We start from the raw sequence: 24,921 nt of genomic DNA, 5'->3' as shown, positions 1-24,921 counted from the left end.
TCCTAATTGTTTCAAGGGCGAAATTCATACCGAACCCAATTCGGGTAGCAAAGCCCGATTCAAAAAAGCTGACCCATTTTAGTATATTTTGATACAAATTAACAAATATTTTAGTTTATGGACTATCATATACTATGAAATGTTTGTTACAAGTTTGAGCTTAAAAAAATTTTAAGCCTAATTGATCAATTAATAATACTGTGCGTTTTGACATTATTACTCTATTCCCTGATTTTTTTACGTCTCCCCTTAGCTCAGGTCTTCTGAGTAAAGCCCTGGGGAAAGAAATTGCTCATGTCCATTTAGTTAATCCCCGGGATTTCACCCAGGACAAACATCACCGAGTCGATGATGAACCTTTTGGCGGCGGTGTGGGGATGGTTTTAAAACCAGAACCGATTTATGCGGCGGTTGAGTCCTTACCCATATTACCCCGTCGGGAAGTGATTTTTTTGACCCCCCAAGGGGAACAAATGCACCAAGAGCTATTCCGAGATTTAGCGTTAAACTGTGATCAGATTGTCTTAATTTGTGGACATTATGAAGGCATTGATGAACGAATTATCTCCTTAGTAACCCGGGAAGTTTCTTTGGGGGATTTTGTTCTGACCGGGGGAGAAATTCCAGCCATGGCACTCTTAAATGGAGTTGTGCGATTATTACCTGGAACGGTGGGAAAGGAGGAATCTCTCAAAGCTGAAAGTTTTGAACAGGGATTACTAGATTATCCTCACTATACTCGTCCGGCGGTGTTTAGAGGAATACCCGTTCCTGATGTTTTATTGTCAGGACATCATGGCAAAATTGAGCAATGGCGAAGACAACAACAACTTCAACGCACCCGTGAACGTCGCCCGGATTTGTGGGAAGATTGGATACAAGAACACCCGGAAGAATTGGTTTAGGATGAATGCTGATACACCAGAAGAATTAATTCAAGCGATTGATTTGGCGTTAGGTCAAGGGAATTTTAATCAAGCTCAAACCCTTTCTAATCAAGCCAGTCAAGATTATCCGAATCACGATAAAATTCAACGTTATGCTAGAATTTTATCGTCACCCAATGTGCCTTTTTATCAACTCTCCCGCAATCCTGATACCCCTTTAAATCTGAATTGGGTGATTCGGCACCGTCAAGATTATCGAGGCAGATGGGTGGCTTTAGAAAAAGGTCATTTAATTGCGGATGCGGGTTCCCTTGATCAATTATTTGCTCAGGTGGGAAAGGAAAAAATGAAAGATTTATTTTATACCATTGTTTATTAGGGGTAAGCACAATTCTCTGGTCTGAGTATGGAGCAGATATTAGTTAAATAAATAGAACATTTCCCCATGAGTTAAATTAGAAATGCTACCATTAATAGTAGGGTTTCGGTTTATTGGTGAAAAAGGTTAAGTCTATCTTCTGGTAGAAGGTTAATCTTAATCACACAGATACAGTAGTGTTTAGCCAATTAATAAAAAATAAGGAGAAAATCATGGCTACGGAAAAACGTGGATTTGCTTCAATGGATCAAGAAAAGCAACGGGAAATTGCTAGTAAAGGCGGTAAAGCAGCCCATGAATCGGGACGCGCTCATGAATTTACTTCCGAAGAAGCCAGAGAAGCTGGACGCAAAGGCGGTAAAGCGGTCAGCCAAAATCGTGAACACATGGCAGCCATTGGACGCAAAGGTGGCAAGAATAGCCATAAAAAAGATAAAGAAAATGAAAACAATACTGACGAAAATCCCTAATCTCAGGGAAGGATGTTTTAGTAAACTGTAATAAAATCTGAGTTTTTTAACAAAAAACTATTTCTGTTGGCGATCGATCTTACAAAGTGGGGTTTTTCCTGGGATCAACCCTGTGTTTGTGAGCAATACCTTCGTTATTTTTCCTGTAGAAAGAACCACAAAGACACCAAGACACAAAGGAAGATATTAAGGAGGATATAGTTAAACTTTTTGGCGAAGGTATTATGCAGGTTGAACTCTTATAGCAGGTTTTTAGACTCCGACAGAGTGATTTATCCCCTGTTGGAGTTTTAAATTATCCGCCCTAACCTAAAAATAGCAAAAAAAATACTTGACATTTTCGGATGGCTTGATTATAGTGGAGTCACCTAGTAATAGGTTTGAGTGGAAAATTGACTTCTGTCTCATCTATCGGAATCAGGAATATAGCAGTTGGTAATGCAGTTAGGACATTGATGATGGCTGTGATCCTTAATTGTTAAGCGTTTTACACTTGTGCCTTGTCCTCTCTATGTTGCCTGCTGCTATATTCCTGATTCCGATACCTGAGACTTTAGCCAAACACAATCAAAACTAAGGGTTTTAATTCAATCCTTTGGACACTTTGCTGAAAGTGCTGGTTTTGGAGTTCTGTATTTGGACTCGGAAATTTCTAATAGGTCTTAATTCAGGTAAAAGGGTCTGAAGGGTTAGAATTCAAAACTTGATTAATGCTGGGTGTTTAATTAAAAATAACACTGAAAATCAATGATGACAACTCATACAGCCCTTTATTGGGATGTTCAAAACGGTAAAACTTCTTCTAGCAAAATTAAACACTTCTATCAATGGTTAATTCAAACAGGCAATTTATTGATTAGCAATGCTTACGCTTATTGGAAAGACGAAAAAAAGCCATTTGAACAAACTCTTTCTGAGATAGGAATTGAAATGATTAATATTTTTCCAGGAAACAATGCGGTTGATCACCGTATTATTCAAGACTGTAAGAAGCATATTTTATCAGATCCAAGCATTAGAACTGTAGTTCTAATAACAGGAGATGGAGATTTTTTATCCTTAGTTCAGTATCTAAAGGAATCAGGAATATCAGTAATATTGATTTGGATGAATAATGTTGCTGAAGAATTAAAAAAAGCCGTTGATTATGCTTATCATATTGATGAATTCATCGAAATTCTAAATTCAGCAAATTTGTAAAGGCGGTAATTCAGGAGGGAATTATTCAAGATTGTAATGGAGAATTGATTTTAGTCTAAGTTGAGAAAAATTGCGATCGCATGAATAGGATATGATTAAGCTGTTAAGCATTTAAACCGTATGCTGTAGCAAGAGAAGTTTGCAATATACAGGCTTTACGATTTAACAATAACTAATTTAGATACTTAACAGCTTATGACCAAATTACCAGAGATCAAAAACGAACAATTGCGATTACAAGCATTAACCCATCGCTCCTATTTGAATGAACATCCTAATGCTGGAGAAGACAATGAAAGATTAGAATTTTTAGGGGATGCCGTCCTAGGATTTTTAGTGGGAGAATTGCTATTTAAAAAGCGCTATCCCGAAGATATGACTAAAATGAGTGAGGCAAATATGACCCGTTTACGGTCTGTGTTGGTTGATGAAAAACAACTGGCTAAATTTGCAGTACAATTTAATTTAGGGGAGTTATTACGGTTAGGAAAAGGGGCAATTCGAGACGGTGGACGCACCAACCCTTCCTTACTTAGTGATGCCTTTGAAGCCTATATTGGAGCCTATTATTTAGATACCCATATTGACGCTGTGCGAGAGTTCATACATCCGTTATTTTCTGCTGTGGCGAATGAAATGGTTTTTCCCCAGTCGGAAACCACCCCTCAAACCTTAATTGATTGTAAAAACCGCTTTCAACAATGGGCCTTAGAAAAATCTGGTGAAAACCCGAAATATTATGTGATCGGAGAATCTGGGCCAGATCATGCTAAGGAATTTTGTATTGAAGTCCGGGTTAGGGATAAGGTATATGGCTATGGAAAAGGGAAGCGGAAACAGGATGGGGAAAAAAAAGCCGCCGAAGTGGCGCTGCAAAAATTGGGTCTATTGTAGTGAGTCCTTTAGGACTCTGAGCCCTTTAGGACTCTAAGCCCTTTAGGGCTTACTACATAGGGTTATTCTTCTTCTGAACTGGCATCAATATCCTCATCATCATGGCTATCTACCTGGATGACAGAATTAGCTGAAACCACAGCCCCACTATCTAAAGCCCCTCTAACTTTTTGTTCAATTTCTTTAGCTAAGGTGGCATTTTCTTCTAAATAGGTGAGGGTTTTATCCCGTCCCTGACCAATATTATCGCCGTTGTAACTATACCAAGCTCCTTTGCGTTTTAATACCCCGGTTTCTTCGGCTAAATCAATTAAACAGCCTAAAGTAGAAATGCCTTTTCCAAAAATAATATCAAATTCTGCAATACGGAAAGGAGGGGCAATTTTATTTTTAGCTACCTTAACTTTAGCCCTAATTCCGTATTCATCCGTTCCCCGTTTTAAGGTTTGAATTCGACGAATATCTAAACGTACAGAGGCATAGAATTTTAAGGCATTCCCCCCGGTTGTAGTTTCGGGGTTTCCATAGACAACACCAATTTTTTGACGTAATTGGTTGAGGAAAATAACAGTACAATTCGACTTACCAATATTTCCCGTAATTTTGCGTAACGCCTGACTCATTAACCGAGCTTGTAAACCCATGTGGGAGTCCCCCATGTCCCCCTCAATTTCAGCCCGGGGAACTAGGGCAGCCACGGAGTCAATTACAATAATATCAACGGCCACAGACCGTACCAGTTGATCCACCACCTCTAAGCCCATTTCTCCGGTGTCCGGTTGAGAAACCAGTAAATTTTCCGTATCCACCCCTAGGACAGCCGCATAGCTGGGATCTAGGGCGTGTTCGGCATCGACAAAGGCGGCTACTCCTCCGGCTTTTTGGACTTCGGCGATTGCGTGGAGGGCTAAGGTGGTTTTACCCGAACTTTCTGGCCCATAGATTTCAATTACCCGTCCCTTGGGTAAACCGCCCCCCAAGGCTAGGTCTAGGGTTAATGCACCACTGGGAATGGTTTCCACTTTCATGCGGGTGGAATCCCCTAACCGAACAATGGCCCCTTTGCCAAAGCTTTTCTCAATTTGGTTTAAAACAAGGGTTAGAGCTTTTTTCTTTTCAGAACTAGAATTATCTTTAGTATCTTTAGCCATTCGCTGTAATTTTAAGTAACGGTTAATTTTGACATCCTAGCCATACTAGCCGCTAGTGTGCATAACTGGTATGGTAGCAGTTATGCTGGGGTTCTGACTATTATGGATATCCCCGGATATCGACGAGCTTAACAATTTTTTGCAGTTTGTCTGCCCAAGCTCTCAGGGAATTTATCCCCATTATAAGAGAAATTGATGTTTTCGTCAATATAATAATAACAATTATGTCATTTTTATATGTCTTATCGCTATATTTTATTTTATAAACCCTATGATGTTTTGAGTCAGTTTACGGATTATGATCCCACCAATACTACTCGTAAAACCCTGAAGGATTTTATTTCTATTCCTTTAGTTTATTCTGTGGGAAGGTTAGATCGAGATAGTGAAGGATTGTTACTTTTAACTGATGATAATTTTGTGAAACATCGCTTAATTGATCCTAAATTTGCCCATCAACGAACCTATTGGGTACAGGTGGAAAAAATACCAGATGAAACGGTGTTACAACAGTTAACTCAGGGGGTACAATTATCAGATTATCGGACAAAACCCGCCCAGGTTAAACTACTTTCTACTGAACCCAGTTTATCTCCTCGTGAGCCTCCGATTCGGTTTCGGAAAACCGTCCCTACGGCTTGGTTGGAATTAACCTTAACTGAAGGTCGTAACCGTCAAGTCAGGAAGATGACGGCGGCGCTGGGGTTTCCAACATTACGGTTAGTTAGAGTTGCGATCGCCCATTTAAGTTTAACAGGACTCGCACCCGGTGAATGGCGAGATTTAACCGAGGTTGAATTGAAACAATTAAGGCAAATATTAGGAAATTATTAAGTAGTTGCACAAAATAAATTACCTAGTTGATAGAAGGGGGAGGGAACAGGGAACAGCCCCCCAAACCCCCCGTGCACGGGGTAGCCCCCCCAAACCCCCCGTGCACGGGGGGCTAGGGGGGGAGGGAACAGGGTAAAGGATGTGTAATTAATTTTGTTTAGGTACTTAATAAAAATTCCATAATAATTAATTAGGTTTTCCCCCTCCAATTAAATATAATAGTGCCATTCTAACTGCAATTCCACTGGTTACTTGTTGGGAAATTAAACTCAATTCGGGATCATCCATTAATTCAGAACTTAATTCTACCCCTCGATTTACTGGCCCAGGATGCAATATTTTCACATTTGGTTTACAGGCTTTTAAGCGTTCGTGGGTCAGACCAAATAATTGATGATATTCGCGTAAACTGGGTAATAAATGGGCGGTCATCCGTTCTTTTTGTAAGCGCAAAGTCATGACAAAATCGGCATTTTCCAAAGCTTCATCTAAATTCCAATGTAAAAATAGTTTTCCGGGGCGATTTTTGCCAAATTCAGCAAATAATTCTGGGAGTAAAGTCGGGGGAGCGGCTAAGTGTAATTCCGCTTGGGTAGCGGTTAAACTCCAAATATTAGAACGGGCGACCCGAGAATGTAAAATGTCTCCGACAATGGCTATTTTTTTGCCATTTAATTGTTCAATTTGAGGGTTGTCTGGGTCAAGAATTCGGCAAATTGTGAATAAATCTAATAGTGCTTGGGATGGGTGTTCGTGTTGACCATCGCCCGCATTTAAAACCGCTACTTTTGCATTTAAACGGTCTAATTCTGCGGCGATCGCAAAGGGAACTCCAGCCTGTTTATGACGAATTACCATCATATCCGTCCCCATGGCTAAATAGGTTTTAGCGGTGTCGAGAATGGTTTCTCCTTTGGTTAGGGAGGAAGTCCCCGGAGCAAAATTTAAGGTATCTGCTGATAGTCTTTTGGCGGCGAGTTCAAAGCTATTCCGAGTCCGGGTTGAGGGCTCAAAAAATAAATTGGCGACCACTTGACCTTGGAGGGCGGGGACTTTTTTGGTGCGACGTCCTAAGACTTCTCGAAAGCTAGTGGCGGTTTGTAAAATGTTATTATATTCCGTCGCCGTAAAGTCAGCTAGGGATAAAATATGGCGGCGAGTCCAGGGAGCAGTAGCCATTGTCAAATAATTAGCAATTATAGGATTTTGGAATCAAAATTTGAGGTTTAAAATCATCGGAATTTTGATCCAATATTTAATTATACTGGGTGATCGTTCAAAGCGGAAATAAACCTCAAGGCTTGAACAATAAACTAATAGTTATTTTTAGAATACCTTTTGAACTATGAACAGTATCCAATCCTTTTTGACCGCTTGTATCCTTGGTGTTACTATTCTTAGCTTAAGTAGTTGTAGTACCCCGGAGGTAGAAACTGAAACCTCACCGACGCCTACAGCCACCGTTTCCCCTCAACCGACCTCTGAACCTCAAAAACAAGCTATTTCCAATGCTGACACGGTTCCCGTGACCATTTATCAGGTGGATACTCAATGTTCTGAGTTAGTTCCTCGACAAATTACGGTTCCCAAAAAACAGGCTTTAGAAAGGGCGATCACAGAGGTTTTAGCACAACAAAGTAGTTCGGATTTTACTTTTAATTATCGGGTAAATGTAGATCCAGAAAAACAGGTTGTGACGATTGATTTTCGCGTTCCTACCAATGCGGATCGAACGTTTAGTTCCTTGTCTAGTTGTGAACAGTTAGCCTTGTTTGGGAGTTTGAGAAAAACAATTATTGGTAATTCTAATTGGCAAATTAATGAGGTAATTTTTACCGAACAAGGAGAAGAAATTACGTTATAAAAGCCATCTAAATTTGGGTAAGTACCTAAAAAAATTAATTACAAATCCTCTACCCTGTTCCCTCCCCCCTAGCCCCCCGTGCACGGGGGGTTTGGGGGGGCTCCTCCGTGCACGGGGGGTTTGGGGGGGCTCCTCCGTGCACGGGGGGTTTGGGGGGGCTCCTCCGTGCACGGGGGGTTTGGGGGGGCTATTCCCTATTCCCTATTCCCTATTCCCTATTCCCTATTCCCTATTCCCTATTCCCTATTCCCTGCTTTTACGAATAATCATGTCTAATCTTTCCGAATGGACTCTATTACATACCCAACTCCATCGTACCCTACGCGATCGCAATATTTTACCTCGATCTAAACGTTTATTAGTGGCGGTATCGGGGGGACAGGATTCCTTATGTTTAATTAGATTATTATTAGATTTACAACCCAAATGGCATTGGCAAATTGCTATGGTTAATTGTGATCATCGTTGGCGTTCTGATTCTCAAGCCAATACCGATTATATTGAACAATTAGCTGATAGTTGGCAAATTCCCTTTTATCGAGAAACCGCCGATATTATTCCCGCTACAGAAGCCGCAGCTAGGGAATGGCGTTATCAGGTTTTAACTGAAATTGCTCAAAGCAATAATTATGCTTATATTGTTACAGGTCATACCAAAAGCGATCGGGCTGAAACTCTACTTTATAACTTAATTCGAGGTAGTGGCGCCGATGGTTTACAAGCCTTAACTTGGCAACGTCCTCTGGATTCTATATCAACAAATTCGATAATTTTAGTTCGTCCTTTATTAGATATTACTAGGGAACAAACAGGGCATTTTTGTCAAGAAAAAGCCCTAAAGATTTGGCTAGATATTACCAATAATGATTTACATTATGCTCGTAACCGAATTCGCCAAGAACTTTTACCCTATTTACAAACCCATTTTAACCCCCAAGTCGAATCTCATCTAGCCCAAACCGCAGAATTATTGCGATCGGAAGTAGACTATTTAGAAGAACTGACAGAAACCCTATTTCAACAGGTGGTATTTTGGGAAAATGGCAGTCAAGATCGATTAAAAATAAATCGTTTAGCCCTGCGCCCAACCCATGAAGCTCTAAAACGTCGAGTGAGTCGGAAAGTCTTACAAAAAGTTATGCAAAAATCTGCTAATTTTGAACAAATTGAAAAATTAACTGCCTTAATTAGTGCTCCAAATCGTACCCAAACTGACCCTTTTCCTGGGGGGGCGATTGCAATTGTTGATGGGGAGTGGATCATCTTTAGTCTGACATCAAATTAGACTTAAATTCCGCCCTCTTGACAAAACCATTCATCAAGGTAAATATAGTTCTATAGCAATTCCATTGTTTGGTGAGGAACCTGTAATGATTAGTCAGTTTGGTAAAAATAAATGTCTTTCTACTCTGTTACTAGCGACAGCAATATTGGTACCAGGAATCAGCTTAACAAATTCAAAAGCGATCGCACAATCGGAGGCTGTAACTTTTAAATTGATCAATGGGACTGATAAAGTGATGACAGAATTTTATGCTTCCCCTCCCAGTACCTCAGATTGGGAAGATGATATTCTTGGCGTTGATGTTCTTAACCCTGGCGACAGTATAACTATTAAGATAGATGATGGTCGAGAAGATTGTAACTATGACTTTCGGGCTGTCTTTGAAGATGGTACTGAATCAGTGGACACCGGAGAAAAGATTTGTAGCGGTGAAGAATACACATATCAATAACGTTTGGCTTGGGTCATTCCTAATACAATTGTTAAGAAACCCTATCCTTTGAGAAACTCGACCCTACAATGCAAAATAGCACTATAGAGTTGACAAAGGAGCCTTCCTATGGCCTATGTATGCGAGCTAGGGACAGGTCAAAGCGTTTATTTAGAAAATCAGGGCGCACAAACTGTTGTCACCCTCATTAGCAGTGGCCCTGGACAACAGCAACAAGCGAGTAGCAGTTTTACAACCGGAGTTTGGAGTTCACCCCCCCAGGTGTTCCAGACTCCTTATGGTCTGGTACTCAAAGTCATATCCGAACAGGGGGAAAGAAGCCTACAAATTCAAGGGACTAGCGTTAGTATTCTGGGTGAAATGCCCTCTGTGACTGATTCTCAACAACTCACGGTTCAGGAAGTCACGAGGGTATCTGTTTCTCCATTAAAACCGATGGAACCGATGAAAATGGAACCCATGAAACCCATGAACCTAAAAATGGGGGATATGCAGATGAATATGAACCCGATGTCTATGCGAATGGGGTCGGGTTCATCGGAGGAGAATCCTAAGTCTTTTTGTAGTCAATGTGGGACATCGGTAAAACCGGAAGACCGATTTTGTTCTAATTGTGGTCATCAATTGTAAGTAATCAGTCATCAGTTAAGAGTCATCAGTTAACAGTTTTTATTCGTTAGCTAATATTGTATATCTAATATATCTAAAAAATGTCTATTAAAGTTAGTCTTAACCATCAGATTTCCTATCAATTTGAACGTCCGGTAATTCTTGGCCCTCAGACCATTGGCTTGCGTCCTGCTTCCCATTGTCGGACACCGATATTGAGTTATGCTCTGAATATTTCCCCCTCTGACTATCAACTAACCTGGTTACAGGATCATTATGGCAATTTTTTGGCTAAGGTTAACTTTCCCCAAACCACAGATTATCTTAAAATTGAAGTTGATTTAATTGCCCAAATTCAACCAATTAATCCCTTTAATTTTTTAATTGAAAGCTACGCTACTCACTATCATTTTGAATATGAACCCCGTCTAGCAAAAGAACTTAGTCCATTTTTAGAGATTGCGGAATCGGGAGAATTACTAAAAAATTGGGTAGAAATTCATCGTCAACAGGATATTTATACTTCTAATTTTTTACTGGATTTAATTCAAAAACTAGCTCAAGATATCCAATATCAAATCAGATTAGAACCTGGTATCCAAACCTGTGAAGAAACCCTGGAGAAAAAAATCGGTTCCTGTCGAGATACGGGATGGTTATTAGTTCAAATTTTACGCCATTATGGATTAGCGGCTCGATTTGTTTCGGGATATTTAATTCAACTTACTAATGATATTCCCCCCTTGGATGGGTTGCCAGGGCCAGTTTATGATAATGCTGATTTACACGCCTGGGCTGAGGTTTATATTCCGGGTGCAGGTTGGATAGGACTTGACCCCACATCAGGTTTAATTACTGCTGAAGGTCATATTCCTTTAGTTTGTGTGGCTGACCCCCAAGATGCCAGTCCAGTCCAGGGAACTTTTGAACCTTGCGAGTCGAAACTAGACTTTTCAGTAACAGTTTCTCGCTATCACGAAATCCCTAGAGTTACTAAACCTTATAATCAAGAACAATGGCAACAAATTAATTATTTAGGCGAAATAGTTGAAGATAATTTACAACGTTTAAATGTCGGTTTAACTATGGGTGGGGAACCAACATTTGTTTCAATTGATGATTTTGAATCTTCCCAATGGCGCGTTACAGCATTAGGAGAAGAAAAACGCAAAATTGCTTGGCAACTGCTGAATAGATTAGAAGCTAAATTTGCTCATAAAGGTGGATTACTTCATTATGGATTAGGAAAATCTTATCCAGGTGAAGCCTTGCCCCGTTGGACTTTAGGGTGTTATTGGAGAACAGATGGAATCCCTTTATGGCATAATCGAGAACTCTATGCTCAGGAGGATAAAAACAATAATTATACCTCAAAAAATGCCCAAATTTTTATTGAATCTTTAGCTAAAAATTTAGGAGTTAAATCCGATTTTATTATTTCAGCTTACGAACTAAATTCTAATATTATATCTGGATATACACTACCTATTTTATCAGTTAAAAAAGCAGAAAATATTCATTGGAGTAGTTGCCAATGGCGACTTTCTACTCCCAACAAAATAGAACTTTTAACTGGAAATTTACCGATAGGATTTCGCTTACCTTTAAGTTCTTTAGATTGGCAAAATGATCAACTTGAACCAGAAGCAATTATTCCCTTAACTCATTCGCCAATTATTCCGAATTTTGAACCCTTAGAATCTCCAATTAATTCAATTAGGGTGGCTTTAAGTGTGGAAGTTAGACAGGGAAAAATTCACGTTTTCTTACCTCCAATTTCCTCTCCTCGGAGTTTTGTAGATTTAATTACAGCCATTGAAAATACCACTGCCCAACTTCAATATTCAGTGCTAATAGAAGGATATACACCCCCAGTAAATACAGGAATTATCGGCTTTCAAATTACCCCAGACCCGGGAGTAATTGAGGTTAATATTCATCCCGCCTCTAACTGGCAAGAATTAGTCGAAATTACAAATATTTTATATGAAGAAGCCAGATTATCCCGTTTAGGAACGGAAAAATATCTATTAGATGGACGACGAATTCCTACCGGGGGAGGTGCCCATGTTACCATAGGCGGAAAAACTGTTTATGATAGCCCGTTATTACGTCGTCCCGATTTATTAAGAAGTTTAATTACCTATTGGCAAAATCACCCCTGTTTATCGTTTTTATTCTGTGATTTATTTGTCGGGCCAACCAGTCAAGCTCCCCGGGTGGATGAAGCTAGACATGAAAGTTTATATGAGTTAGAAATTGCCTTTCAACAGTTGGAATATCAAGCCAATATTGCTCCTAAATTAGTAGATCGTTTATTAAGAAACCTATTAGTTGATATTACTGGAAATACCCATCGTTCAGCTTTTTGTGTTGATAAATTATACCCAATTGAAAACCCTAAAAATCAATTAGGATTATTAGAATTTCGCGCTTTTGCCATGCCTCCCCATCCCCAGATGAACCTATTACAAATGTTATTAATTCGGGCATTAGTAGCCTGGTTCTGGGAAAAACCCTATACCCATTCATTAATTCGTTGGGGAACAACTCTACATGATCGGTTTATGTTACCCCATTATTTAGGAGAGGATTTAAAAACAATTATTGAGGACTTAAAAACCGTTGGTTATGAATTTGAATTTGATTGGTTTGCTCCTTTTATTGAATTTCGGTTTCCTCGTTATGGAGAAATCACAAAAGAGGGGGTAGAATTAGAACTGCGTCATGGAATTGAACCTTGGCACGTTTTAGGAGAAGAAAGCTCGTCAGGAAGTACGGCCCGTTATGTAGATTCCTCCATGGAAAGGGTACAAATTATATTAAGAAATGCTTTAGGAAATTCTGCTAATATTGATAGTTATTCGGCTCGATATATTGTTACTTGTCAGGGTCGTCCCATTCCGTTAAAATCCACTGGAAATCCAGGGGAATATGTCGGTGCGGTAAGGTTTCGGGCGCGACGCTATACTTCTTTATTGCATCCTGCTATTGATCCCCATGATCCCTTAATTTTTGATATTGTTGATACTGAGTCAAACCGTTCCATTGGGGGTTGTACTTATTTTGTGAGTCCTCCCAATGGTAAAATATATCAACAATTTCCGATTAATCATCGAGAAGCAGAAAGTCGAATGTTAGAACGATTTGTAGCCATGGGTCACACATCTGGATTGATTAAAGTTGCCCATTTAAAATTAAATCCTGAATATCCATTAACCTTAGATTTACGCCAAATTCCTTGATGATGCAAGAAAAACAGGTAAAACAAAGGTAAAATATCTTAAAACCCGTGCAGAACCCTTTAATAATTTTATTAGGATAAAATTAATGTCTGAACAAAAATCAGTCCTAGTTTTTGATGGTATCAGTGACCACATAGAGTTATCTAAAAGTTTTCCCGACCTGGACAAAGCCATCACTATCGAATTTTGGGCTAAGGGCGGAAACAGTTTGACCGAACAAACCAGTATTCTTGAGGCTTATAATAATCAAAATACTCGGGTCTTACAAATTAGTTTGCCTTGGTGGGATGAAACAGATACTCGGATTTTTTGGGACGCCGGAAATCAGGATGGGTTTGATCGCATTGATAAAACCGTGAGACTCAGAGAATATAATGGGTGGACTCATTGGGCTTTTGTGAAAAATTCCACCACCGGGCGAATGTACATTTATCGGAATGGAGGAGTCTGGCATCGAGGGAACGGGCATAATAGACCATTAACGGGGATCAAAAAACTGGTCATTGGTTCTTCTGTCAATAGTTCTCATCATTGGAAGGGTTCCCTGGCTGAATTTTATATTTGGAATCAAGCTCGCACCCAAGAAGAAATTAAACAGGACATGAATCGGCGTTTAGTCGGTGATGAACTAGGATTATTAGCCTATTTACCTCTAAATGGGGATGTTAATGACAAAACCAGCTATACTAACGATGGCATAATTTATGGAACAAGTTGGAAATTAGAGAAATTACCTGCCAAAAAAATTGAACAAACTCCCAGGATTAAAAATAAAATTAAAACCAGAACTAAAACTAAAAAATCTAGTCAACCTATGACCACTAATGAACCTGTATCAGAATCGGAAATCTTAGAACCAATATTAGAAACCTCGGAACCGATTATTACCGATGAGCTAATATCAGAATCGGAAATCTTAGAACCAATATTAGAAACCTCGGAACCGATTATTACCGATGAGCTAACATCAGAATCGGAAATCTTAGAACCGATTTCAGAATCAACTCAACCCATAATTATTGAACAAATCTCTAATGATGAAACACTAGAATCCAATCAACTTTATTCTGGCATTCAGAAAAAACGATTAGTGATTTGCTGTGATGGAACTTGGAATCAACCCGCCAGTTTCTATCCAAATAATGTGATCAAATTTGCCCGATCAGTTAAATATGCAGCCGACGATCAAACACCGCAAATTGTCTTTTATTTACCAGGATATGGCACAGAAGAAGAAGATAATTTAGATAATTTAATCAAACGTTTAGGCGAAGGTGCTTTTGGATGGGGAATTGACAGAATTATTCAAGAAACCTATCGCTTTTTATGTATGAACTATAACGTAGATGCCCAGGACGAAATCTACCTCATGGGTTTTAGTCGTGGAGCCTACATCGTTCGCTCTTTAGTGGGTATGATCCATAAGTGTGGTTTGTTAAAACGTTCCAAGATTCGGGAAATTCCTAAAGCCTATCAGCTTTATCGAGATGTAAAAATTAGTCCCAATCATCCAAAAGCTCAAAAATTCCGTGAAGAAAATTCCAAAAAAATTGATACCGAAAAAGACTATCTACAGTATCGTGTACCAATTAAAATGTTAGGCTGTTGGGATACAGTAGGAAAATTAGGTATTCCTGATTTAACCCCTTGGCTACCAATTGCCAAACCATGGAATCAGAGATATGAATTTTTTGATAATAGATTAAGTCCCATTGTAGAAAATGCTTTTCATGCAGTTGCCATTGATGAGAAATCCAAAAATTTTCCTTTAGCTGTCATGGAGAGAAATGAAAAAAATCCTGACCAAATAGTTAAAGAAGTCTGGTTTTCTGGTGAACATAACTGTATCGGTGGGGGAATTAAAGAATATCAGGGACTATCGGATTATCCTTTAGAATGGATGATAAACCAAGCTAAAAAGTTAGGATTAGAGTTTTGTTTCCCTGAAAATGAAAGTGAAGAATTCCAGATTAAGCCAGATATAACGGCTAAATTTGATAATAGTCTTACTGGCGTTTATTCTCTGGGTGGTGAGGAATGGCGATCGCCAAAATCTTCTGAAATTATTATTCATCATAGTGTTATCAAACGACTTAACGCCGATCCCGATTATCGACCCAAAAATCTTAATCCGATGCTCAAGGATTTGATTGAAACCGAATCATCAAATAGAATTGACAACGAATTTTGATACCCTTAATTAATTTTTCAAACTACAGTGTTTGGTCAGGGTTTACAATCGTGGGTAGTCCTTGGTAAAGACAGAGTGTAGGATTTTGCCATGGACTGTCCTAAAGCGACGGATTTTTCTGGGATTTTTCCTATAAGATGGATACAGCATTGCATTACAACATGGCGAGTTTAAGCTATTCGTTGTGTGGCACCATCGAAACTGGTGAAACTACCCCAAGATTAAGATTAATTTGATGGCAACTCTCAATCACTCAACCGTCCGTAGGCTCAAAAATTTACCCCAAATTCCCAGTGTGTGGGAAGGAGATCGGCGTCCAATGGCAACCGATGCCAGTCCTACTACCGACACAGACTCCGAAGCTACGGGCGAATGTATTATTTGGGTAGATGGATCTCAGGGGATGGTGCGAGCAATGGATATGGTGGCATCAGATATGGGGCCAGAAGCAATTGTAAGGACACTACTCAGGGCCATCGAACATCCCCAAAGTTCCGCGCCCGTGGCCCGTCCCCAAAAAATAGTGGTCAAAGATCGGGAAATTCAATTTTTTCTGCGGGGGGTTCTCCAAGATTTAGATATTGTCATTGAATATGTCCCGGATTTACCTCTGATTGATGAAATTTTTCGAGGGTTACAGGAAGTGGCCCAGAGCCGCCCGCCCCAACTCCCAGCTCAATATGCAAAAGTGGTGACGGAAAAAGCCTATCAAATTTGGCAAGATGCTCCTTGGGAACATTTAGGAGATCATCAGATTATTTCAGTTGAATTAAACCTATTTGGTGTTAATACCTTATATATTTCCACTTTGGGTAAACTGGGAATGGATTATGGGGTATTGTTGTATCGTTCTTTGGACTCGTTAAGACGGTTTCGAGAAAGAATTATTCGCAATAAATCCTATGAAAATTTAGAGGAAGCTTTTTTAACTCAGGACTGTTTATTTGTTACTTTTGATCGCACCGATGGTTTTGATGAAGATGAGGACGAGGATGATGATGATTTTGTCAGTATCACTAATTTATCCCCATCGGAAATCGAGCCCAATTTTGGTAATCTTCATCCCTTAGAAGGATTGCGTTCAATTTTGTATGATGAAGAAGCGGCGACTGTTTTAATTGCTTTAGAAGCCTTACATCGCTTTTTACGGGATCATCGTCAAAAATTAGCCCGATATGAGTTTCCTCGTCTAAACCGTCGGTATCGGATTCCGGTAGATTTGCCCGATGGGGAGAAAAAACAGGTCTCGGTAAAGGTGGAAACTTTACCCGATATTGCTTCGGAGTTGGGGTCAATGGTGGCGGATGATGACGAAGATGATGATGAGGACATGGACGTCGATGTTCCTCGGTTACGCGATGATTTAGTCCCGCCCAAGTCTTTCTTGAGTTTGGGAGTTATCCCCTGGAAAACTGCTAAATATTTGCGAAGTAATACCCAATTTCATCAAGCCGCAGAAACAGAAATTACAGAAGCTGGCGATGGTTTACCAGTGGTTGTGATTCAAACTACTAAACCGAAAGCTGAGGTATTAATTCGCAGTTTACAAGATGCGGGCGGACTCGAAGGAATTTGTTTTAATCCGGGTGAAGATCCGACTCGGGGCTGCAATTATGACTTGGGAATTCTTAAAACAGAAGATGGAGATTTACATTTATTTGGGGAGTTTATTGAAGATGATCCGGTGCATCAAGAAGCCCGGAAAAAATGGGAACAACGCTGTAAAGAAACCAAGGGTTGGTGTGGTTTAATTATTGCTATGGGATTAACGGGTGCTTCCCGAGGTCAACCCCAATTTAAGGATATGATGGCTTTATTGGAAGTCCATTTTATTCCTTCTGAGGATTTAGATTTAGGCCGATTACAGTTAATTCCAGCAGATTTTTAAAAAGATTCCCCCTCAACTAAAAAAGGGGGGAATCATTCTATTAGGAATTGATAAAATCAATATTTTCATAAAGATCAGCAATTAATATTTGTAATTCCAGGGTATTTAAAGATAAAGTAATATTCGGATCATCATATTCTGAAAATGTCCATTGATTCACACCAGTTTTAACATAATGTTCAACATGAATCCGATATTGATCCACTAATAAATATTCTTTAAAAGTTGGGATAGTTCGATAGGTGGCAAATTTTTCGCTACGGTCATAATTCTGGGTAGATTTAGATAGAATTTCGGCGATAAAAACAGGATTAATCACTGTATCTTTTCGTCCGATTTGCAGTTCTATGGGCTTTTGCAGTACCATAATATCAGGATAGGTATAGATGTTAATAGTTGGAATCCACAGCCGTTGATCAACATGGAAAGTTTCATAAGGTTTACGTTTCAGAGCAAGGCTTAAAATAATATAGAGATTTCCGCTAATTTTGTTGTGTTGAGGTGTTCCACCAGTCATAGGAATAATTTCTCCATTGCGATATTCGTTGCGAGTTTCACAGACAATTTCTAGTTCTAGGTATTCTTCAGGAGTGTAGATTTTTGTTTCAGTTTGAGCAATCATAATTATTTGACTCCTAATCGTTTAAGTTTATAGCAAAGATATATTAGGGAACAGGGAACATCGGAAGAAAATATTTCACCTTCTAGGTTTAAACAATTATTTAAAATCCCTTCTTCTTAAACCAGTAGATCTAATTTTAACCTTACAGTCTAAAGGATATCTGGTAAAATCACAGTAATAATAGCCAAGTAAATCTCCTTGAAGGTTACAAACTCGCAAATTATAACCATAACTTTGAGCTACGGTCGCAAATCTATTTACCAATACATATTGTCCTAAATACTGTTGTGCATTCCATTTTTCTCGGTCTACTACTAATGTTATAAGAGCATCTAAATAAATATTAGGTGAAAGTTGCACAACATTATTTTCAATATACCAAGTTTTCATAACTTTGTCTTCATAGAGTTTTTCAGCTAACCAAAGATTAGGGATACTAGGTTCGGTTTGAGAGACAGGAGGAAAGGGTAAAACAGCATCTTCTGAAAAACAGGATTTTGTCGGTTTATTCAGGGAAATTTCTGGAGATGTTTGCGATCGTACTGGATAAATTAAACTATTAAAAATCAAGATACAGATAAAAACTTTAGCTAGTTTATTGATTAAATTCATAAATTATGATAGGATTAAGTTAACCACAAAGACACGAAGGAAGATAATTTCTATTCCCAAAGTCGTTTTCTTTCTGTACCTTTGAGAAGTTCGTGGGTCTGTTTTAATAAGGTAGGAATGTCTAATTGTTCAGGACAACGGGGTAAACAGTCGCCACAGTCGTTACAACGATTTGCTTTATTACCTGGAAACCAATGACCGGCATTTTCAAACATTTGATAACGATATTTTCCAAATTCGATCATATCGTAAGCCAGGGCTAAATTTCTTAATCGTAAGACTTCGGGAATATTAATCTGTTCTGGACAGGGTAAACATTGATCACATTGACTACATTTTGTTATTCCTAAACGTTCTATTTTTTGGGTTTCTAATTGTTGAAAAATAGCGATTTCTTCTGGGGTTAATTCAATTTCTTGGTCGGCTACTTTTAAAGGGTGATCTAATTCTAATTCTTCGGGGGTCGTCGCCCCTACACTTAAAGTTGTAATTCGGGAATCATTTAATAAGAATCGGTAATTTAATATTAGGGGAGAAATCGGATCACAGAGGTTTTTTAAGGTTTCTGGAGGAGAATAAAGTTGTCCACCTTTATCCGCCGGAGAAATAATAAAAATTCCCATATCTTTTTGAGCAGCTAACTCAATGGCGATCGCATTTTTTTGAAAAAAATAGTAATAATGCAGATTGACAAATTGAAATAAATCTGTTTGAATTGCCGATAAAATTACCTCTAGGGGAGCATGAGTTGAAAACCCTAAATGATGTACTCGACCATCGGCGATCGCTTTTTCAACTCCTGATAGTCCTTGAAGGGTTTGTTCTAGGTGTTCTCTGGTGTTAATTCCATGAATTGCTAGACAGTCGAGATAATCTAAATTTAGGCGTTTTAGGGATTGATCAATTTTTTTTTCTAACACATCTGGGTTAGAATCGGGGGTGATTTTAGTCGTAATATAAAATTGCGATCGCTCTATTGACAAACCCCCTAATATTGCCGCCCCTAAAAAAGATTCACTTTCACCATAACCCTGTGCGGTTTCAATATGATTTATCCCCAGAGAAATCGCTTTTTTGATTGTTAAATAGGCATTTTCTGAAGATACCAAATAACGCATTGTACCCAAAGAAAATACAGAAAAATCTAGGTTCGTTTTGCCAAACCGTCTATAACGCATTATTGATATATTGATGATTAACTGTTCTTTCTTGTTAGCAAGTGAGGACGGACTTCTCCCCCGACTCTCCTATTGTGTTTCATCGGTTTTATTCAGTTCTGAACGTTTGATTAAATCCGAAGGACTCAAGTTAGAGATAAAGTCTCGAAACGCTCGTCTTTCTGCTTCATCCGCATCCCTATCCACAGGAATAGAAGCATCTGCAATGACTTCTTCCATAACCCAAATTGAGCTATCGGTGCGTAAAGCAATAGCAATTGCATCACTAGGACGAGCATCAATTTCCTTCCTAATTTCTCCTTGACGGACAATTAACACAGCATAAAACGTGCTATCTTGCAAGGAATGAATGATAATCTTTTCCAGGGTCATATCCCAAGTTTCGAGAAGATTAACAAATAGATCATGGGTCAGGGGTCGGGGTGGTTTATGATTTTCTAAAGCACCGAGGATCGATTTGGCTTGATCCTGGCCAACATAAATCGGTAAAGCACGTCTCTCGACCGCATCTCGCAGTAGAATAATCGGGCTGCGTGTAGCCGCGTCGAGTGCAATTCCAGCGACTTTCATTTCAATCATTACGTTTATTAGCCTCTCTATCAAATATTCCCGACAAGCTCAGTGGTTAAGCCATAGATACTTATACCAACTCTATTCCAGTATGCCTTGATTTTTGTCGGAATCGACATTGGATTTTAGCTGTTGAGGTATTAACCGTTAACCGTGAACACCTCAACCCTGAACACCTCAACCTTTAACAACTAACTGCTCTATGTTTACAGGACTTATTCAAGCGCTGGCAACCCTTCAACCTCTAGGACAAGATCAATTCCAAATTAGTTGCGTCTTGGGGGATGTGGACTTAATTTTAAAGGATTTAGCCATCGGTGATAGTGTAGCAGTGGATGGAGTTTGTCTGACGGTGGTAGAAATTCGGGATAAAGGGTTTATCGCCACGGCGTCTCCTGAAACCTTAAACCGGACAAAACTGGGACAGAGTTTAGAAGGTTATTTTAACTTAGAAACGTCCCTAAGAGCCGGAAGTAAGTTAGGGGGACATTTTGTTACGGGTCATATTGATGGAGTCGGGTGTCTCCAGTCCGTTACTTCGACAGCAACTTCTTGGGAAATGCGGTTTGGCGCTCCTGTTAGTGACGCCAATATTTGGCGGCGTCAAATTGCTCCTTATATTGTGCCAAAAGGAAGTATTGCAGTCAATGGAATTAGTTTAACAATTTCTGATTGTGATCTTGACGGTAATTGGTTTCAAGTGGCGGTTATTCCCCATAGTTATCAAGAAACCAATTTACGCTATTTACAACCGGGAAGTTGGGTTAATATTGAAGCAGATATTTTAGGAAAATATGTCGGGAAATTTCTCCAAAGTTATCTCAAAGGAAACTTGAATTATGTTGAAAGTTATGATAATATCCCAGCAATTTCCACCTTAACAGAAATTACCCCAGAGTTTTTAGCTGAACATGGATTTAGTTAATTAATGTTATTTTAGTGGCGCTCGCTCCATTTTTCGCTAATCTAGGAATAATATAGCAATCCTATTTGAGTTGTGTTCAAAAGTCCTGGGCAAAAGGGAACAGCCCCCCCAAACCCTCCGTGCACGGGGGGCTAGGGATCTGGGATAATACTTCTGGCTGTTTGATGTCAGTATTAAAATGTTACAACCTATTTAGGATTACTATATAGCAATCCTATTTGAGTTGTGTTTAAAATCCCTGATCAAAAGGGAACAGCCCCCCCAAACCCCCCGTGCACGGGGGGGAGAGATCTGGGATAATACTTCTGGCTGTTTGATGTCAGTATTAAAATGTTACAACCTATTTAGGATTACTATATAATAGTAGCCAAAAGGATAAAACCATGACAGTGAGCAGAATTATTCAACTTTTGAGAACGGGTAAACTTAACGAAACCGTAACGGTTCAGGGTTGGGTCAGAACCAAACGGGAATTGAAAGAATTTACCTTTGTAGAAGTCAATGATGGTTCAGCTTTGGCTAATTTGCAAGTGGTATTAAATCCCGATTTAGCCGACTATGGGAATATTTTAAAACAACTAAATACAGGTGCCTCGGTGGAAATTTCCGGGGTATTAGTAGAGTCTCCCGCCAAGGGACAACGGATAGAATTAAAAGCATCTGATGTCAAAGTTTATGGGGAAGCAGACGCCGAAACCTATCCTTTACAAAAAAAACGTCATTCCTTTGAATTTCTCCGCGAAATTGGGCATTTACGCGCCCGGACTAATACCTTGGGGGCAGTTTTTCGAGTTAGAAATGCCTGTGCTTCGGCGGTACATCAATTCTTCCAAGAACGGGGTTTTTTATGGGTTCATACTCCTATTATTACTGGTAGTGATTGTGAAGGAGCGGGGGAAATGTTTAGTGTAACTAACTTTAAATTAAAGGATATTCCCCTAACTGAATCTCAACAGGTTGATTACGATCAAGACTTCTTTGGAAAACCTGCTTATTTAACCGTAAGTGGGCAATTAGAAGCAGAAATTATGGCGATGGCGTTTGGGAATGTTTATACTTTTGGGCCGACATTTCGGGCGGAAAATTCTAATACTTCTCGCCATTTAGCGGAATTTTGGATGATTGAACCAGAAATGGCTTTTTGTGATTTAGAAGGGGATATGGATTTAGCCGAAGATTTCTTAAAACATATCTTTAAATCGGTATTAGAAAAATGTCCTGAAGATATGGATTTTTTTAATGAAAGGATTGATAAATCGGTATTAGAAACGGCTCATAATATTATTAATAATGAGTTTGGACGAATTACTTATACCGAAGCGATCGCAATTTTAGAAAAAGCGGATAAACAGTTTGAATATCCCGTCAGTTGGGGTTTAGATTTACAATCAGAACATGAACGTTATTTAGCGGAAGAATACTTTAAAAAGCCGACAATTGTTACGGACTATCCCAAAGAAATTAAAGCCTTTTATATGCGCTTAAATGAGGATGGAAAAACCGTTAGAGCGATGGATGTTTTAGCTCCTAAAATTGGGGAAATTGTCGGAGGTTCCCAACGGGAAGAACGGTTAGAAATGTTAGAAAATCGGATGAAAACCTTGGGAATAAACCCAGAGGAATTATGGTGGTATTTGGAATTACGGAAATATGGAACCGTCCCCCATGCGGGATTCGGATTAGGATTTGATCGTGTGGTACAATTTATGACGGGAATGGGGAATATTCGGGATGTAATTCCCTTCCCCAGAGCCCCACAAACCATTGAGTTTTAAAGAGTTAATGGTTGACGGTTGACTGTTAATAGTCAACTGTCTATGGAAGCCCTAAAGGGCTTACTACGTTATTTTCCGGTTAACTTCTTCAAACGTTCCGCTTCAAATGGCGCACCTTTTAACATCCGATTCCAATATAACCAAGGTAAAACATAAAGCTTGGCTAACCACATAATATAACGTTCTTCGGTAGGATCAAAAGGAAAACTAGAGTCGGGTTTATTCTCGTAGGTAAACTCCGCCATAATCGTTTTTCCGTAACCCGTAATTAACGGACAACAGGTATAACCATCATAACTTCCCGTTAGTTTTTGAGCATGAATTAACCCATAAAGATTTTCCACTAAAGCAGGTGCTTGTTTCCGAATTGCTGCCGCCGTTTTAGAAATAGGTAAAGAAGACGCATCTCCCAAGGCAAACACATTCGGATAAACATTATGTTGTAACGTATTTTTATTCACATCTACCCATCCCCCCGGTTGCACCGCTAAGGGACTATTCTTAATAAAATCAGGGGAACTCATGGGCGGTGTGACATGAATAAAATCATACTTAATACTGACTTCCTCCACACCGTTATCCGTTGTCACGGTAAAAATGGCTTCCTTTGTTTCCGGTTTAATTGCTTTGAGATTATGCTTATAATTTACCTCAATATTTCGACGTTCCACCACTTTTTCCAAGGCTTCACAATAGCCCGGAACTGGGAACATTTTAGCCACCGCCGTACAATACATCACCCGACTTTTTTCCCGCACCCCATTATTGCGGAAAGTATCATCGGCTAAATACATAATTTTTTGGGGGGCTCCTCCACATTTAATTGGTGTAGATGGAAAGGTAAAAATTGCATTTCCCCCTTTAAAACTCTTCAACAATTCCCAAGTATAGGGGGCATATTCTAGGGAATAATTACTGGTGACTCCATTTTTCCCAATCGCATCTTTTAATCCCTCAACTAAATGCCAATCAATTTGAATCCCCGGACAAACTACTAAGTATTGATAATTAATTCGTTGACCATCTTTTGTAATCACTAAATTATTTTCGGGTTCAAATTTATCCGCATAAGCTTTAATCCATTTCACACCCGCCGGAATACAGTCCTTTTCATCCTTAATTGTATCTTCAATATTATAGGCTCCCCCACCCACCAACGTCCAAGCGGGTTGATAGTAATGTTTATCCGAGGGTTCAATAATGGCAATATCAAGGCTGGAATTTTTCCGCATTAGTTGGGCGGCGACGGTAATTCCTCCGGCTCCTCCCCCAACAATGACAATTTGATGGCGGGTTATCGGAGTTGTTACGGAATTTGAAGGTTGCGAGGTTGTACTAGACATAATAGTTTGTGACTTCTGGACTGATCTGCTTATTGAGTTTATCGGAGAAATGAGCTAAATATCCAATCTATTAACAACTTTTAAGATTTTGGTTTCAAAAGCCCTGCACAGAATAAATTTATAGCGAATTTAATTAAAAATTAATCATTGATTATTAAAAGAAAAAAACATAATTATTTAATATAATTATTGCTAAAATAAATGAAGATTTAAAAAACAAAAATATATTTATTAATTTTTGCCAAGATTAATATATTTTTATCCATATTCATGATTAAATGATATAATGGGGTTGGTTAATACAAGTTCATCTGCTTTTAATAAAGCTATCTCATCAATTCTAATCGAGGCTAACTTCCTAGAAAAATTGTAATATATAGATTTTATTATCAATAAAATTATAGGATTAGTATGGATTTAGTTTTGGTTCTAATGTGAATTTAACCGATATAATTTAACTCAAAAAATATAAAAATAGTTAATTGCCTTTGATTTGAAGTTAAAGTTCTGCCCCATCATCTTTAAATTTAGCTGTTATAGCAACCGCC

The 24,921-nt window shown here is 39.0% G+C and carries 22 protein-coding genes; 15 read left to right on the top strand and 7 right to left on the bottom strand.

Features of this window, described 5'->3' with window-relative positions:
* The first annotated feature begins 200 nt into the window (after nt 1-200).
* From trmD to rnc, 5 genes are all read left to right on the top strand, one after another.
* Nucleotides 201-905 carry a tRNA (guanosine(37)-N1)-methyltransferase TrmD gene (gene trmD, locus NMG88_RS20135; protein WP_254035744.1) on the top strand — a complete coding sequence of 235 codons (705 nt, stop codon included), beginning with the start codon at nt 201-203 and terminating at the stop codon, nt 903-905.
* 1 nt (nt 906) lies between these two features.
* Nucleotides 907-1,266 carry a hypothetical protein gene (locus tag NMG88_RS20130; RefSeq protein WP_254035743.1) on the top strand — a complete coding sequence of 120 codons (360 nt, stop codon included), beginning with the start codon at nt 907-909 and terminating at the stop codon, nt 1,264-1,266.
* A 212-nt stretch (nt 1,267-1,478) separates the two neighbouring features.
* Nucleotides 1,479-1,736, top strand: a complete 258-nt coding sequence (locus NMG88_RS20125; RefSeq protein ID WP_036833253.1) for a KGG domain-containing protein — start codon at nt 1,479-1,481, stop codon at nt 1,734-1,736.
* 747 nt (nt 1,737-2,483) lie between these two features.
* Nucleotides 2,484-2,936 carry an NYN domain-containing protein gene (locus NMG88_RS20120; RefSeq protein ID WP_254035742.1) on the top strand — a complete coding sequence of 151 codons (453 nt, stop codon included), beginning with the start codon at nt 2,484-2,486 and terminating at the stop codon, nt 2,934-2,936.
* Between the two features lie 195 nt (nt 2,937-3,131).
* The gene (gene rnc, locus NMG88_RS20115; RefSeq protein WP_042156307.1) at nt 3,132-3,830 is read left to right on the top strand and encodes a ribonuclease III; all 699 of its coding nucleotides are present in this window, start codon (nt 3,132-3,134) and stop codon (nt 3,828-3,830) included.
* 62 nt (nt 3,831-3,892) lie between these two features.
* Here the strand turns inward: rnc and recA are convergent, their stop codons facing one another.
* Nucleotides 3,893-4,981: a recombinase RecA gene (gene recA, locus NMG88_RS20110; protein ID WP_254035741.1), complete on the bottom strand. Its 1,089-nt coding sequence runs from the start codon at nt 4,979-4,981 to the stop codon at nt 3,893-3,895.
* A 237-nt stretch (nt 4,982-5,218) separates the two neighbouring features.
* On the opposite strand from recA, the gene NMG88_RS20105 reads away from it, so the two are divergent.
* Complete coding sequence (locus NMG88_RS20105; protein ID WP_235753092.1) at nt 5,219-5,815, top strand: pseudouridine synthase; 597 nt, start codon at nt 5,219-5,221, stop codon at nt 5,813-5,815.
* Between the two features lie 186 nt (nt 5,816-6,001).
* Here the strand turns inward: NMG88_RS20105 and NMG88_RS20100 are convergent, their stop codons facing one another.
* A complete protein-coding gene (locus tag NMG88_RS20100; protein ID WP_026797019.1) occupies nt 6,002-6,994 on the bottom strand; it encodes an aspartate carbamoyltransferase catalytic subunit in 993 nt (330 codons plus the stop codon).
* A 166-nt stretch (nt 6,995-7,160) separates the two neighbouring features.
* Here NMG88_RS20100 and NMG88_RS20095 point away from each other — a divergent pair, with 166 nt between their 5' ends.
* From NMG88_RS20095 to NMG88_RS20065, 7 genes are all read left to right on the top strand, one after another.
* The gene (locus NMG88_RS20095; RefSeq protein WP_042156300.1) at nt 7,161-7,679 is read left to right on the top strand and encodes a hypothetical protein; all 519 of its coding nucleotides are present in this window, start codon (nt 7,161-7,163) and stop codon (nt 7,677-7,679) included.
* Nucleotides 7,680-7,947: 268 nt separating this feature from the next.
* Nucleotides 7,948-8,964, top strand: a complete 1,017-nt coding sequence (gene tilS, locus NMG88_RS20090; protein ID WP_254035740.1) for a tRNA lysidine(34) synthetase TilS — start codon at nt 7,948-7,950, stop codon at nt 8,962-8,964.
* Nucleotides 8,965-9,049: 85 nt separating this feature from the next.
* A complete protein-coding gene (locus NMG88_RS20085) occupies nt 9,050-9,415 on the top strand; it encodes a hypothetical protein (protein WP_042156298.1) in 366 nt (121 codons plus the stop codon).
* A gap of 108 nt (nt 9,416-9,523) precedes the next feature.
* Nucleotides 9,524-10,045: a zinc ribbon domain-containing protein gene (locus tag NMG88_RS20080; protein ID WP_026797016.1), complete on the top strand. Its 522-nt coding sequence runs from the start codon at nt 9,524-9,526 to the stop codon at nt 10,043-10,045.
* 80 nt (nt 10,046-10,125) lie between these two features.
* Entirely contained in the window at nt 10,126-13,269 is a 3,144-nt protein-coding gene (locus NMG88_RS20075; protein ID WP_254035739.1) for a transglutaminase family protein, read from the top strand.
* 85 nt (nt 13,270-13,354) lie between these two features.
* A complete protein-coding gene (locus tag NMG88_RS20070) occupies nt 13,355-15,460 on the top strand; it encodes a phospholipase effector Tle1 domain-containing protein (protein WP_227351232.1) in 2,106 nt (701 codons plus the stop codon).
* A 235-nt stretch (nt 15,461-15,695) separates the two neighbouring features.
* Nucleotides 15,696-17,348 (top strand): DUF6930 domain-containing protein, encoded by a 1,653-nt coding sequence (locus NMG88_RS20065; protein ID WP_254035738.1) that lies wholly within the window; start codon nt 15,696-15,698, stop codon nt 17,346-17,348.
* Nucleotides 17,349-17,388: 40 nt separating this feature from the next.
* On the opposite strand, the gene NMG88_RS20060 is transcribed toward NMG88_RS20065, so the two are convergent.
* The 4 genes from NMG88_RS20060 to NMG88_RS20045 form a co-directional block, all read right to left on the bottom strand.
* Nucleotides 17,389-17,970: a Uma2 family endonuclease gene (locus NMG88_RS20060; protein WP_042156292.1), complete on the bottom strand. Its 582-nt coding sequence runs from the start codon at nt 17,968-17,970 to the stop codon at nt 17,389-17,391.
* Nucleotides 17,971-18,066: 96 nt separating this feature from the next.
* On the bottom strand, nt 18,067-18,582 hold the full coding sequence (locus NMG88_RS20055; RefSeq protein ID WP_027254349.1) for a hypothetical protein: 516 nt from the start codon (nt 18,580-18,582) through the stop codon (nt 18,067-18,069).
* A gap of 50 nt (nt 18,583-18,632) precedes the next feature.
* A complete protein-coding gene (locus NMG88_RS20050; RefSeq protein ID WP_027248931.1) occupies nt 18,633-19,760 on the bottom strand; it encodes an aldo/keto reductase in 1,128 nt (375 codons plus the stop codon).
* Nucleotides 19,761-19,829: 69 nt separating this feature from the next.
* On the bottom strand, nt 19,830-20,339 hold the full coding sequence (locus NMG88_RS20045) for a bifunctional nuclease family protein (protein ID WP_026788671.1): 510 nt from the start codon (nt 20,337-20,339) through the stop codon (nt 19,830-19,832).
* A 193-nt stretch (nt 20,340-20,532) separates the two neighbouring features.
* Between NMG88_RS20045 and ribE the strand changes: the two genes are divergently transcribed.
* Entirely contained in the window at nt 20,533-21,255 is a 723-nt protein-coding gene (gene ribE / locus NMG88_RS20040; protein WP_026788670.1) for a riboflavin synthase, read from the top strand.
* A 383-nt stretch (nt 21,256-21,638) separates the two neighbouring features.
* Complete coding sequence (asnS, locus tag NMG88_RS20035) at nt 21,639-23,030, top strand: asparagine--tRNA ligase (RefSeq protein WP_227351230.1); 1,392 nt, start codon at nt 21,639-21,641, stop codon at nt 23,028-23,030.
* Between the two features lie 68 nt (nt 23,031-23,098).
* Here the strand turns inward: asnS and NMG88_RS20030 are convergent, their stop codons facing one another.
* A complete protein-coding gene (locus NMG88_RS20030) occupies nt 23,099-24,373 on the bottom strand; it encodes an NAD(P)/FAD-dependent oxidoreductase (protein WP_268951677.1) in 1,275 nt (424 codons plus the stop codon).
* Nucleotides 24,374-24,921: the final 548 nt, after the last annotated feature.

Source organism: Planktothrix agardhii (assembly GCF_904830935.1).
Classification (GTDB): domain Bacteria; phylum Cyanobacteriota; class Cyanobacteriia; order Cyanobacteriales; family Microcoleaceae; genus Planktothrix; species Planktothrix agardhii.
Note: the sequence above shows the minus strand (reverse complement) of the source record. Positions and strands in the feature narration are given on the sequence as shown.

Excerpts from the sequence above, each read along its gene's own strand:
- NMG88_RS20130 (WP_254035743.1), top strand. The coding sequence starts at position 907 with ATGAATGCTGATACACCAGAAGAATTAATTCAAGCGATTGATTTGGCG.
- NMG88_RS20125 (WP_036833253.1), top strand. The coding sequence starts at position 1,479 with ATGGCTACGGAAAAACGTGGATTTGCTTCAATGGATCAAGAAAAGCAA.
- NMG88_RS20120 (WP_254035742.1), top strand. The coding sequence starts at position 2,484 with ATGATGACAACTCATACAGCCCTTTATTGGGATGTTCAAAACGGTAAA.
- rnc (WP_042156307.1), top strand. The coding sequence starts at position 3,132 with ATGACCAAATTACCAGAGATCAAAAACGAACAATTGCGATTACAAGCA.
- recA (WP_254035741.1), bottom strand. The coding sequence starts at position 4,981 with ATGGCTAAAGATACTAAAGATAATTCTAGTTCTGAAAAGAAAAAAGCT.
- NMG88_RS20105 (WP_235753092.1), top strand. The coding sequence starts at position 5,219 with ATGTCTTATCGCTATATTTTATTTTATAAACCCTATGATGTTTTGAGT.
- NMG88_RS20100 (WP_026797019.1), bottom strand. The coding sequence starts at position 6,994 with ATGGCTACTGCTCCCTGGACTCGCCGCCATATTTTATCCCTAGCTGAC.
- NMG88_RS20095 (WP_042156300.1), top strand. The coding sequence starts at position 7,161 with ATGAACAGTATCCAATCCTTTTTGACCGCTTGTATCCTTGGTGTTACT.
- tilS (WP_254035740.1), top strand. The coding sequence starts at position 7,948 with ATGTCTAATCTTTCCGAATGGACTCTATTACATACCCAACTCCATCGT.
- NMG88_RS20085 (WP_042156298.1), top strand. The coding sequence starts at position 9,050 with ATGATTAGTCAGTTTGGTAAAAATAAATGTCTTTCTACTCTGTTACTA.
- NMG88_RS20080 (WP_026797016.1), top strand. The coding sequence starts at position 9,524 with ATGGCCTATGTATGCGAGCTAGGGACAGGTCAAAGCGTTTATTTAGAA.
- NMG88_RS20075 (WP_254035739.1), top strand. The coding sequence starts at position 10,126 with ATGTCTATTAAAGTTAGTCTTAACCATCAGATTTCCTATCAATTTGAA.
- NMG88_RS20070 (WP_227351232.1), top strand. The coding sequence starts at position 13,355 with ATGTCTGAACAAAAATCAGTCCTAGTTTTTGATGGTATCAGTGACCAC.
- NMG88_RS20065 (WP_254035738.1), top strand. The coding sequence starts at position 15,696 with ATGGCAACTCTCAATCACTCAACCGTCCGTAGGCTCAAAAATTTACCC.
- NMG88_RS20060 (WP_042156292.1), bottom strand. The coding sequence starts at position 17,970 with ATGATTGCTCAAACTGAAACAAAAATCTACACTCCTGAAGAATACCTA.
- NMG88_RS20055 (WP_027254349.1), bottom strand. The coding sequence starts at position 18,582 with ATGAATTTAATCAATAAACTAGCTAAAGTTTTTATCTGTATCTTGATT.
- NMG88_RS20050 (WP_027248931.1), bottom strand. The coding sequence starts at position 19,760 with ATGCGTTATAGACGGTTTGGCAAAACGAACCTAGATTTTTCTGTATTT.
- NMG88_RS20045 (WP_026788671.1), bottom strand. The coding sequence starts at position 20,339 with ATGATTGAAATGAAAGTCGCTGGAATTGCACTCGACGCGGCTACACGC.
- ribE (WP_026788670.1), top strand. The coding sequence starts at position 20,533 with ATGTTTACAGGACTTATTCAAGCGCTGGCAACCCTTCAACCTCTAGGA.
- asnS (WP_227351230.1), top strand. The coding sequence starts at position 21,639 with ATGACAGTGAGCAGAATTATTCAACTTTTGAGAACGGGTAAACTTAAC.
- NMG88_RS20030 (WP_268951677.1), bottom strand. The coding sequence starts at position 24,373 with ATGTCTAGTACAACCTCGCAACCTTCAAATTCCGTAACAACTCCGATA.